Genomic DNA, 12,114 nt, shown 5'->3' on the forward strand with positions numbered 1-12,114 from the left:
GGGGCACCTCTATGAGGCGTGCCGCCGCGCCCGTAGCGCCAGGCTCAGTGCCAGCACCGTCTGCGGGTCGTCCAGGTCGGTGCCGAGCAGCTCCGAGATCCGGGCGAGGCGGTTGTAGAGCGTCTGCCGGTTGAGGTGCAGCTCGCGCGCCGTCTCCGCCTTGCGTCCCGCGTGTGCCAGATACGTCTCCAGCGTGGGCAGCAGCGGCGGCCGGGACGTCCGGTCGTGGTCGCGCAGCGGGCCGATCGCCCGGTCCACGAACGCCGCCAGGTCCGGATGGTCCCGCAGCCGCCACAGCAGCAGGTCGATGTCGAGGCGCCGCGCGTCGTACCAGGGCCGGTCGTGCAGCCCCTGCGCGGCCGTCGCCGTCTCCGCCGCGTGCCGCAGCCCCGCCGATGCCGCCGCCCAGCCGCCCGCGACACCGACCACCACGACCGGCGGGTGCGCGCCGGCCCGGCCGAGCCCGGCCCGCTCCACACCGGCCCGCAGCGCCGCCGCGACCCGGTCGGCGACCGCCGTGCGCTCCGACTCCGTACGCAGCCCGAGCAGCAGCGGAACCCGCCCCTCCACCGGTCGTACGCCGAGCAGTACCGGCACTCCCACCGACGCCAGCTCCTCCAGCACGGCCCGCGCCAGAACCGCCCAGTTCCCGGACGGCGACAGTTCGGCGGCGAGCCGCATGACCACCGGCAGCAGCGGTCCTTCGCCCGGCCTGAAGCCCAGCACCCGGGCCTGCGCGGGCGCGTCGTCCGCCGAGATGCGGCCCTGCGCGAGGTCGGTCAGGAAGTCGCCGCGCCCGCGCGCCGCCAGCTCCTCCTCCTGACGCGCCTGCATCAGTACGACGGCCAGGATGCCCGCCGCCCGCTCGGCCGCCATCCGGTGCACCGGAAGCAGTGGCCGGGCCACCCCGAGCAGCACCAGCCTGGCCCGCACCGAGCCCGTCCCGTGGCCGCCGCCGGGCACGTCCACCAGCACCCCGTTGGCGGGCGGCCCCGCCTCGCGCGCCTCGCGCTGCCCGCGCAGCCCCTCCCACACCTGGAGCGGGTCGGCGCCGGGGTCCTCGGCCGTGGGCCCGGCCGCGTACAGCAGCTGTCCGTCGGCGGTCTCCAGGAAGACGGGATTGGAGGTGAAGTCCGCCAGGATGCCCAGCACCTGCGGCACCCCGCCGCCGCCCAGCAGCGCCTCCGTACAGCGGCGGTGCACCTCTTCCGCGCGCCGCAGCAAGGTGTAGTGCCCGTTGACGATCTCCGTGTGGACCTCTTCGGTGACGGACACGAAGGGCACCTCGCGGTGCAGCTGCACCAGCGGCAGCCCGGCCGCCCGCGCGGTCTCCACCAGCGTCGCGGGCAACCGGCTGAAGCGCGGCCCCAGTTCGACGACGAGCGCGGCGATGCCCCGCTCGGCCAGCCTGCGGACGAAGGCGCGCTGCTCCGCGGGGCGGGTGCCGAGCCCCAGCCCCGTCGTCAGCAGCAGCTCGCCGCCCTTGAGGAGCGACGCGATGTTGGGGACCTCCCCGGCGTGGACCCAGCGCACGGTCCTGTTGAGCCGGTCGGCGCCCGCCACCACCTCGGGGAGCCCGCTGCGGAGTCCCGGCAGTTCGAGCGCCCTTTGCACGGTGATTCCGCCCTGCGTGTCCATGCCTGGGGACGGTACCGGAACGCCCCGGGGGCGACGGCCTCCGGGGCGTTCGGTGCGCGGGGGACCGCCGTCAGCCGCCGTACGCCCCCGAAGCCGTCAGCCGCAGGGCCGTGTCGATCAGCGGTACGTGGCTGAAGGCCTGCGGGAAGTTGCCGACCTGGCGCTGCAGGTGCGAGTCCCACTCCTCGGCGAGCAGCCCCAGGTCGTTGCGGAGCGACAGGAGCTTCTCGAAGAGGCGGCGGGCCTCGTCGACCCGGCCGATCATCGCCAGGTCGTCCGCCAGCCAGAACGAGCAGGCCAGGAACGCGCCCTCGTCGCCCTCCAGACCGTCCACGCCCGCGTTGTCCCCGTCGGTGGGGTAGCGCAGCACGAAGCCGTCCGGGGTGGACAGTTCGCGCTGGATGGCCTCGATGGTGCCGATGACGCGCTTGTCGTCGGGCGGCAGGAAGCCCATCTGCGGGATGAGCAGCAGGGAGGCGTCCAGCTCCTTGGAGCCGTACGACTGCGTGAAGGTGTTGCGCTCCGGGTCGTAGCCCTTCTCGCACACGTCCGCGTGGATCTCCTCGCGCAGTTCGCGCCAGCGCTCCAGCGGGCCGTCCGCGTCGCCCGCCTCGATCAGCTTGATCGTGCGGTCGACGGCGACCCAGGCCATCACCTTGGAGTGCACGAAGTGGCGGCGCGGGCCGCGCACCTCCCAGATGCCCTCGTCCGGCTGGTTCCAGTGGTCCTCCAGGTAGTGGATCAGCTTGAGCTGGAGGAGGGAGGCGTAGTCGTTGCGGGCCAGGCCCGTCATGTGGGCGAGGTGCAGGGCCTCGGTGACCTCGCCGTACACGTCGAGCTGGAGCTGGTGGGCGGCGCCGTTGCCGACCCGGACCGGCCCCGAGTTCTCGTAGCCGGGCAGCCAGTCCAGCTCGGCCTCGCCCAGCTCCCGCTCGCCGGCGATCCCGTACATGATCTGGAGGTTCTCCGGGTCACCGGCGACCGCCCGCAGCAGCCACTCGCGCCAGGCGCGGGCCTCCTCGCGGTATCCGGTGCGCAGCAGCGAGGAGAGCGTGATCGCGGCGTCGCGCAGCCAGGTGTAGCGGTAGTCCCAGTTGCGGGAGCCGCCGATGTCCTCGGGGAGGGAGGTCGTGGGGGCCGCGACGATGCCGCCGGTGGGTGCGTACGTCAGTGCCTTGAGCGTGATCAGTGAGCGGACCACGGCCTCGCGGTAGGGCCCGTGGTACGTACAGTGCTCGACCCACTCCCGCCAGAAGTCGACCGAGAGCTCCAGTGCGCCCTCGGGGTCGGGCAGCGGCGGCGCCTCCTTGTGCGAGGGCTGCCACTGGATGGTGAACGCGAGCCGCTCACCGGGCGCGACCGTGAAGTCGGAGTGCGTGGTGAGGTCCTGGCCGTGCGTCTCGACGTCCGTGTCCAGCCAGACCGAGTCGGGTCCCGCGACCGCGACCGTACGGTTGTCCACCCGGTGCACCCAGGGCGTCACCCGGCCGTAACTGAACCGCATGCGCAGCGCCGAGTGCATCGGCACCCGGCCGCTGACCCCCTCCACGATCCTGGTCAGCTGTGGTGCGCCGTCGCGCGGCGGCATGAAGTCCGTCACCCGGACCGTGCCCCGCGGGGTGTCCCACTCCTGTTCCAGGATGAGGGAGTCCCCGCGGTAGCGGCGCCGCGAAGCCGGTGGCGCTTCACTGCCGTCCGGGTAGGAGGGTCCGATCCGCCAGAAGCCGTGCTCCTCGGTACCGAGGAGTCCGGCGAAAACGGCATGGGAATCGAAGCGGGGGAGGCACAGCCAGTCGACTGAGCCGTCCCGGCAGACCAGCGCCGCTGTCTGCATGTCTCCGATGAGTGCGTAGTCCTCGATGCGCCCGGCCACGTGCAATCTCCAGTCGAACGGCCACATCCGCCCCCTCGCGGGGACATCTGCGGTCAGGGGATCTTCGACGACGAGCTTCAGGGACCGGGAGCGGCGGTGATGGATGCCTTCGCCGGCCGGCTCGCAGCGATGTGTCCGAGCAGGATACGACGCGACAAGCTCATCTGCGTGAGGTCGCTGCAACGTGAGTGGGCCGAACGGGTGAGGCGCAGGTGGTGCCGCCGTGACCGTATGGTGAAGGTGGCTCGAACGGGCGGTCGGGCCACTGCCCTCAGGGGGTCCGCAGGCCCAGGAGCGTCTTCACAGGTACGCCCGCAAAGACGTCCCGCGAGACGCCCGGGGGATCCACGGGAGGCGCCCGCGAGGACGGCCGGGAACCCCTGCGGAACCCAGGCCCCCTCACTGGCGGCGGCGGAGGCCGGAAGCAGCCTCCCGGAGTCACTGTTACCCTGGTAGCCCGTGGGCGGTGGGAGCAAAACCCCCCGAACCGCAGCGACGGCACCCCCCGAAATCACCGGTGAATCCACCGATGTGTGCGGCGGGGAGGCCGGAAACGCACCCTCACCTCGCGACCACGGGAGCCCCGTCTTGGCCATGCAGACCAAATCCACGACGACCAAGCACATCTTCGTCACCGGGGGTGTCGCCTCATCCCTCGGCAAGGGTCTGACTGCCTCCAGCCTGGGTGCGCTCCTGAAGGCGCGCGGACTTCGCGTCACCATGCAGAAGCTCGACCCGTACCTGAACGTCGACCCCGGCACGATGAACCCCTTCCAGCACGGCGAGGTGTTCGTCACCAACGACGGCGCCGAGACCGACCTGGACATCGGCCACTACGAGCGCTTCCTCGACGTCGACCTCGACGGTTCGGCCAACGTCACCACCGGTCAGGTCTACAACACCGTCATCGCCAAGGAGCGCCGCGGCGAGTACCTCGGTGACACCGTGCAGGTCATCCCGCACATCACCAACGAGATCAAGCACCGCATCCGCCGCATGGCCACCGACGACGTCGACGTCGTCATCACCGAGGTCGGCGGCACGGTCGGCGACATCGAGTCGCTGCCGTTCCTGGAGACCGTCCGCCAGGTCCGCCACGAGGTCGGCCGCGACAACGTCTTCGTCGTGCACATCTCGCTGCTCCCCTACATCGGCCCCTCGGGCGAGCTGAAGACCAAGCCGACCCAGCACTCGGTCGCCGCCCTGCGCAACATCGGCATCCAGCCCGACGCGATCGTGCTGCGCGCCGACCGCGAGGTCCCGACCGCCATCAAGCGCAAGATCTCGCTGATGTGCGACGTCGACGAGGACGCCGTGGTGGCCTGCGTGGACGCCAAGTCGATCTACGACATCCCCAAGGTGCTGCACACCGAGGGCCTGGACGCCTACGTCGTCCGCAAGCTGGACCTGCCGTTCCGCGACGTGGACTGGACCGTCTGGGAGGACCTCCTGGAGCGTGTCCACAACCCGGAGCACGAGGTCACCGTCGCGCTCGTCGGCAAGTACATCGACCTGCCCGACGCCTACCTCTCGGTCACCGAGGCCATGCGGGCCGGCGGCTTCGCCAACAAGGCCCGCGTCAAGGTCAAGTGGGTCACGTCCGACGACTGCAAGACCCAGGCCGGCGCCCACAAGCAGCTCGGCGACTGCGACGCCATCCTGATCCCCGGCGGCTTCGGCGAGCGCGGTGTCAACGGCAAGGTCGGCGCCATCCAGTACGCCCGCGAGAACAAGGTGCCGCTGCTCGGCATCTGCCTCGGCCTGCAGTGCATCGTCGTCGAGGCGGCCCGCAACCTGGCCGGCATCGAGGACGCCAACTCCACCGAGTTCGACGCCGCCACCGCCCACCCGGTGATCTCCACCATGGAGGAGCAGCTGGCGTACGTCGAGGGCGCCGGCGACCTGGGCGGCACCATGCGCCTCGGCCTCTACCCGGCGAAGCTCGCCGAGGGCTCCATCGTGCGCGAGGTCTACGGCGACGAGCAGTACGTCGACGAGCGCCACCGCCACCGCTACGAGGTCAACAACGCCTACCGCGCGGAGCTGGAGAAGAAGGCGGGCATCGTCTTCTCGGGCACCTCCCCGGACAACAAGCTCGTCGAGTACGTCGAGTACCCGCGCGAGGTCCACCCCTACCTGGTCGCCACCCAGGCGCACCCGGAGCTGCGCTCGCGCCCGACCCGCCCGCACCCGCTCTTCGCGGGTCTGGTGAAGGCCGCCGTGGAGCGCCAGCAGGGCAAGTAGTACGTACGCGTTAACGTTGCCGGGGTGAGGATCTTCACGGGTCCTCACCCCGGTTTCTTTGCGTTCAGGAGGAAGTACGTGGCGATCGAGGACACCCCCCAGGAGTGGCAGGTCACCGAGTCCGTGGTCCGGTTCGAGGGGGCGAAGACCAGCGTCCGCACCGACCACGTGGTCATGCCCGACGGAGGTGTGGCGGGCCGCGACTACCAGGTGCACCCCGGCTCGGTGGCCGTCCTCGCGCTGGACGACGCCGGGCGCGTGGCGGTGCTCAGCCAGTACCGCCACCCGGTGCACCACAAGCTGTGGGAGATCCCGGCCGGGCTCCTCGACGTCCCCGGCGAGAACCCGCTGCACGCCGCCCAGCGCGAGCTCTATGAGGAGGCGCACATCAAGGCGGGGGACTGGCGGGTGCTCACCGACGTCTACACCTCGCCCGGCGGTTCCGACGAAGCGGTGCGGATCTTCCTCGCCCGGGACCTTTCGGAGGCGGAGGGCGAGCGGTACGCGGTGTCCGACGAGGAGGCCGACATGGAGCACGCGCGCGTACCGCTGGCGGAGCTGACACGCGGGGTGCTCGCCGGAGATCTGCACAACAACTGCTTGGTGATCGGGGTACTGGCGCTGAGCGCGGCCCTCGCCGGGGAGGGGCTCGACGCGCTGCGGCCCGCGGAGGCGCCGTGGCCGGCCCGCCCGTTCTGAGACGGACGACCCCGGACCGACCCCGGTCGTAAAAACTGCTGATCCGATCGGGGGACCTGTCCGCCGCGCTCCCCCGGATCAGTAGCAGAGCGTGAACTAGGCTCGAATCCCCGACCGCGGTCGCGGCGGGGATTGTGCGCAGGCGGACGGGAGCGTGGCCCGTGACGGACCAGGCGGTGGACAACAGCGGCGCGGCGACGGTCACTGCGACCGCCACCGCGGCGGGCTCGGCGGCGGGTTCGGCCCATGACTGGGGGAGTGGCGAATTCCTCGGCCGGAAACGGGAGTTGAAGGAACTGCGCGCCGACATCGAGCGCACGGGACTGGACACCCTCACCGGCCGCAAGGTGCCCAGGGCCCGGGTGCTGCTGGTCGCCGGCCGCCCCGGCTCCGGGCGGACCGCCCTCGCCGAGGAGCTGGCCCGCTCCCTCGCGGACGACTACCCGGGCGGCGCACTGCGGGCCCGGCTCACCGCACCCGGCGGCGAACGCGTCCCCACCGAGGAGACCGCGCGCGGACTCCTGGACGACCTGGGGATCGCCGCTCCGGCGGGAGCCGACGCCGACACCCTGTCCGAGATGGTGCGCGAGGCGCTCGCCGTGCGCCGGGTGCTGCTGGTCCTGGACGACGCGGCCGACGCCGAGCAGGTCGACCCGCTGCTTCCGGACAACCCGGACTGCCTGGTCGTGGCCACCGCCCAGGGGCCGCTGACCGGCATCCCGGACGTACGGCCGTGCACGCTCGGCGGGCTCGACACGGCTTCCGCCGTGGCCCTCCTCGCGCACTACACAGGCAAGGTCCGTATCACCGTCGACCCGACCGCCGCCGACGCGCTCGCCGAGGAGTGCGGCGGGCAGCCCGCCGCACTGGTACTGGTCGGCGGCTGGCTCTCGAACCGTCCGAAGTCCTCGGTCGCCGATGTCACCAAACATCTCCGCGAGCTGCCCGACGACCCCGAACAGCCGCAGGGCACAGGCCCGTTGGCGCGTGCGCTGCGACTTGTGTACGAGTCGCTGCCGCAGCCCGCGGCGCGGATACTGCGACTCCTCGCCCTCGCCCCCGCCGGTCTCGCGGACGCGCACACGGCGTCCGCGCTCGCCGGATGCTCGGTGTCGGCGGCGCAGACCACGCTCGACGACTTCGCGGTCCAGGGGCTGCTGCACCCGGTGGACGGATCCGTTCCGCAGTACCTGGTGCCGGGCTGTCTCGCGCCGCTGCTGCTTGCCCTGACGGAAGCTCAGGACCGGCCCGCGGAGCGGCAGTTGGCGCGGGCCCGGATGCTGGAGCGGACCGTGCGGCAGCTCCAGTCGTGCCGGGCGGTCACCGACCCCGAGGGCTCCCCGGCCCGCAAGAAGCTCGCCGGGCTGCCTCGCGCCCTGCGCTTCACCAGTCCGGCAGCGGCCGCCGTGTGGCTGCGCGAGCGGCAGCCCGCACTGCTCGCCGCGGCCCGCGCGGCGGTCGGTGACGGCGAGCTCGACACGCTCGCGCGCAGGCTGGTCGCCGCTCTCGTACGGGCGCTGGCCGCACACCGGGGCACCGAGGCCGCCGCCCCCGAGCTCTACGGGCTGCACCGCCTCGTGCTCGACGTGGCCGAGCGGCGGAACCTGCACCGCGAGAAGGCCGCCGCCCTGCTCAATCTGGCGGACCTGGACGCGCAGACCGGACGTACGACGGAGGCTTTGACCCGGTATCGGGCAGCTCTGGACGCGGGGCGCACAGCGGGTGACCCCTACGCCACGGCCCGTGCAATGGAATCCGTAGGCGGGACCTATCAGGAAATGGGGGATTTCTCACGTGCCTCCGACTGGTACGGGCGGGCACTCGCCCTGCGCCTCACGCGCGGCGAGGACGAGGACGGGGCGCGGCTGTACGGACGGCTCGGCGCGGTGCACACCTACGCGGGCCGGTACGGCGAGGCGCTGCGCGACTGGCGGGCCGCGGCGTCCGGGCTGCGCCGGCTCGGTGATCTCCCGGGCCACGCGAGGGCGTTGAGCGAGATGGCCCGCGTCCAGGAGTACGCGGGACGCCCCGAGGAATCGCTGCGGACCTGCCAGGAAGCGGTCGAATGGGCACGTCAGGCGGGTGAGGTGCGACTTCAGGCCGCGCTGGGGCTGCGACTTGCCGACACCCTCGACCGGCTCGGCGACCCGACTGCGGCCCGGCTGCACAGGGGTGCGGCGGAGAGACTAATGGAAGAAGAGGTTCCAGCCTACGAAATCCGTAGCGCATCCGCGCGAGGTTGATGCTTTGTAAGGCTAGACAGCTGGAAATCCTTCATTAGACTGGCTCTGCCGCGTCAAGCTGCGGTGTTCCCCAGGTGTGCCTTCCATGCCTGGTCAGGCGCCTGGTCATGCAAGGCACTGCCCGTTTCATCCCCCCAGAGTCAAGGACCGTGATCGACGTGAAGGTCGGCATCCCCCGCGAGGTCAAGAACAACGAGTTCCGGGTGGCCATCACCCCCGCCGGCGTGCACGAGCTCGTGCGCCACGGCCACCAGGTCGTCATCGAGAAGGACGCCGGTCTCGGCTCCTCGATCACGGACGGCGAGTACGTCTCCGCCGGCGCCAGCATCCTCGACACCGCGGACGAGGTCTGGGCCACGGCCGACCTGCTGCTGAAGGTCAAGGAGCCGATCGCCGAGGAGTACCACCGCCTCCGCAAGGACCAGACGCTCTTCACCTACCTGCACCTCGCCGCCTCCCGCGAGTGCACGGACGCGCTCCTGGAGTCCGGCACCACCGCCATCGCGTACGAGACGGTGGAGACCGCGAACCGCGCCCTGCCGCTGCTCGCCCCGATGTCCGAGGTCGCGGGCCGGATCGCCCCGCAGGTCGGCGCGTACCACCTGATGCGCCAGGTCGGCGGCCGCGGCGTGCTCCCGGGCGGCGTCCCGGGCACGGCGGCCGGCAAGGCCGTCGTCATCGGCGGCGGTGTCTCCGGCTGGAACGCCACCCAGATCGCGGTGGGCATGGGCTTCCACGTGACCCTGCTCGACCGTGACATCAACAAGCTGCGCGAGGCCGACAAGGTCTTCGGTACCAAGGTGCAGACGATCGTCTCCAACGCCTTCGAGCTGGAGAAGGCCGTCGTCGAGGCCGACCTCGTCATCGGTGCCGTGCTGATCCCGGGCGCCAAGGCCCCGAAGCTGGTCACCAACGAGCTCGTCGCCAAGATGAAGCCCGGAAGTGTACTTGTCGACATTGCAATTGATCAGGGCGGTTGCTTCGAGGACTCGCACGCGACCACGCACGCCGAGCCGACGTTCAACGTCCACGACTCGGTCTTCTACTGCGTGGCCAACATGCCGGGCGCCGTCCCGAACACCTCGACGTACGCGCTGACCAACGCCACGCTGCCGTACATCGTGGAGCTGGCGAACCGCGGCTGGGTCGAGGCGCTGCGTCGCGACGCCGCCCTCGCCAAGGGCCTCAACACCCATGACGGCCAGGTCGTTTACCGCGAGGTGGCGGAGGCGCACGACCTTCCGCACCTTGAGCTGAGCACCCTTCTCGGCTGACACGTCAACAGGCGTCGTCAACATCGCGCGCCCGGCCGGACCTTGCCTCCGCGAGGTCCGGCCGGACGTGTATCCGGTCACTTTGCCCCGCTCGCTCAACTCGTCGTGAACGTAACCCTTTAACCGTTTCGCGCACCCGTGAAACCCGGCCCGCGTGCTTCGCGTGCACCCCTGCGCACCCTTGACAGAGAGGTGTTCGGTTGCCGACACATCGACCCGGGTCCGGTGGATTGTGTTGCTGCGGAGCGGTGACACGCCATAGAGTCGGCGACCGTCGGCATGGTGCCACGCTGACCTATCGATATGTTTCCTGGTCACGTCCCAAGGAGGTAAGACGACTTGTGAATGAGTCGACATTTACTCCCGGGGGTGGTCGATCGGGAACGCCTGCGCAGGGCCAGAGCCCTACAGGGCTCGAAGCTGTCGGCTCGGTCGCGGTCCGCACCTTCGCCACCCATCAGCACATGACGACATCCCACCAGAGCATGGACGGCCTACACGTGAACGCCATGGCCGGCGACCAGAGTGGCGATAAGTCCACCACCGGCTTCGCCGACTTCGACGAGGTCCCCCAGGGGCACTTCTACGATCCCGACGCCGAGTACGAGCCCGACCCCGAATACGCGGCCACCCTCGCCCCCGACGCTGCCCGGCAGCGCCGCGAGCGGATCGGCCCGACCGGACGGCCGCTGCCGTACTTCCCGATCCCCGGACCGCTGACCGATCACGGTCCGGCCAAGATCATCGCGATGTGCAACCAGAAGGGCGGGGTCGGCAAGACGACCTCGACCATCAACCTGGGTGCCGCGCTCGCCGAGTACGGACGCCGCGTCCTGCTCGTCGACTTCGACCCGCAGGGAGCCCTGTCGGTCGGTCTCGGTGTGAACCCGATGGAGCTCGACCTCACGGTCTACAACCTGCTCATGGAGCGGGGCATGGCGGCCGACGAGGTGCTGCTGAAGACAGCCGTTCCGAACATGGACCTGCTGCCCAGCAACATCGACCTGTCAGCCGCAGAGGTGCAGCTGGTCAGCGAGGTGGCGCGCGAGTCGACACTTCAGCGGGCGCTCAAGCCGCTGATGAACGACTACGACTACATCGTGATCGACTGTCAGCCCTCGCTCGGTCTGCTCACCGTGAACGCCCTGACGGCCGCTCACAAGGTGATCGTGCCGCTGGAGTGCGAGTTCTTCGCGCTGCGCGGTGTGGCCCTGCTGACCGAGACCATCGAGAAGGTCCAGGAGCGGCTCAACCCGGACCTGGAGCTCGACGGCATCCTCGCCACCATGTACGACTCCCGTACGGTGCACAGCCGCGAGGTCCTCGCGCGCGTGGTGGAGGCGTTCGACGATCACGTCTACCACACGGTGATCGGCCGGACGGTGCGCTTCCCGGAGACCACTGTCGCCGGTGAGCCCATCACCACGTACGCATCGAACTCCGTCGGCGCCGCCGCCTATCGCCAGCTCGCCAGGGAGGTGCTCGCCCGGTGTCACGCCGAGTGAGTCTGCCGGGGGCCGACGAACTGTTCCGTACGACCGGGGGCATGGGGCTGCAGTCGCCCGCCCGGAGGTCCGGCGCCAACGGCGAGGCGGCCCGGGTACCGGCACCGGCGGGGGAGCCGGCCCCCGCGGCCGCCGACCCCGCTGCCGCGGGCAACGGCGAGGGCTCCGAGCACGGCGCCGCCGCCGATGCGGCCGGGCAGCAGCAGCGGACCCGGGGCGCGGAAGCGGCTCCGGCTGCTTCCGCGGCTCCCAAGGCCGGCGCCAACCGGCCCCAGGAGGCTCCTGGAGCGCCGCGTAACGCCGCACCGGCCGGAACCGGGGCCCAGCCCCGCCGGCGGGGCGGCCGGGGCGCCAACCGGCGGCCCAGCGGCCGGGAGCGCCACGACGAGAAGATCACGGTCTACGTCTCCGCCGAGGAGCTCATGGACCTGGAGCACGCCCGCCTCGTCCTGCGCGGCGAGCACGGTCTTGCCGTGGATCGCGGACGGATCGTCCGCGAGGCGGTCGCCGTCGTCCTCGCCGACCTGGAGTCACGGGGCGACGCGAGCATCCTCGTACGGCGCCTGCGCGGGCGCTGACCGGTGCGGAGGTAGCCTCGCGGCTGCCCCTTCACTGTGTTTCTTCGCCCGTACCAGGAC

8 protein-coding genes are annotated in these 12,114 nt (G+C 71.2%); 6 read left to right on the plus strand and 2 right to left on the minus strand.

Annotated elements, in window-relative coordinates; genetic code table 11:
• Positions 1-9: 9 nt before the first annotated feature.
• Both ACH4SP_RS31355 and ACH4SP_RS31360 read right to left on the minus strand, forming a co-directional pair.
• Positions 10-1,638 carry a PucR family transcriptional regulator gene (locus ACH4SP_RS31355; RefSeq protein WP_398419819.1) on the minus strand — a complete coding sequence of 543 codons (1,629 nt, stop codon included), beginning with the start codon at positions 1,636-1,638 and terminating at the stop codon, positions 10-12.
• A 70-nt stretch (positions 1,639-1,708) separates the two neighbouring features.
• The gene (locus ACH4SP_RS31360) at positions 1,709-3,511 is read right to left on the minus strand and encodes a glycoside hydrolase family 15 protein (protein WP_398419821.1); all 1,803 of its coding nucleotides are present in this window, start codon (positions 3,509-3,511) and stop codon (positions 1,709-1,711) included.
• Positions 3,512-4,105: 594 nt separating this feature from the next.
• Between ACH4SP_RS31360 and ACH4SP_RS31365 the strand changes: the two genes are divergently transcribed.
• From ACH4SP_RS31365 to ACH4SP_RS31390, 6 genes are all read left to right on the plus strand, one after another.
• The gene (locus ACH4SP_RS31365; protein ID WP_398419823.1) at positions 4,106-5,755 is read left to right on the plus strand and encodes a CTP synthase; all 1,650 of its coding nucleotides are present in this window, start codon (positions 4,106-4,108) and stop codon (positions 5,753-5,755) included.
• Between the two features lie 78 nt (positions 5,756-5,833).
• Positions 5,834-6,454, plus strand: a complete 621-nt coding sequence (locus ACH4SP_RS31370; RefSeq protein ID WP_398419825.1) for an NUDIX domain-containing protein — start codon at positions 5,834-5,836, stop codon at positions 6,452-6,454.
• A gap of 161 nt (positions 6,455-6,615) precedes the next feature.
• A complete protein-coding gene (locus ACH4SP_RS31375; protein ID WP_398419826.1) occupies positions 6,616-8,697 on the plus strand; it encodes a tetratricopeptide repeat protein in 2,082 nt (693 codons plus the stop codon).
• Between the two features lie 158 nt (positions 8,698-8,855).
• Complete coding sequence (ald, locus tag ACH4SP_RS31380; protein WP_398420283.1) at positions 8,856-9,971, plus strand: alanine dehydrogenase; 1,116 nt, start codon at positions 8,856-8,858, stop codon at positions 9,969-9,971.
• Between the two features lie 341 nt (positions 9,972-10,312).
• Positions 10,313-11,476, plus strand: coding sequence for a ParA family protein (locus tag ACH4SP_RS31385; RefSeq protein ID WP_398419828.1), 1,164 nt, complete (start codon positions 10,313-10,315; stop codon positions 11,474-11,476).
• Complete coding sequence (locus ACH4SP_RS31390) at positions 11,461-12,054, plus strand: hypothetical protein (RefSeq protein ID WP_398419829.1); 594 nt, start codon at positions 11,461-11,463, stop codon at positions 12,052-12,054. Before ACH4SP_RS31385 ends, ACH4SP_RS31390 begins: the two co-directional genes overlap by 16 nt.
• The last annotated feature ends 60 nt before the right edge of the window (positions 12,055-12,114 follow it).

The sequence above is a fragment of the Streptomyces sp. NPDC021093 genome (genome assembly GCF_044333135.1).
Lineage (GTDB): Bacteria > Actinomycetota > Actinomycetes > Streptomycetales > Streptomycetaceae > Streptomyces.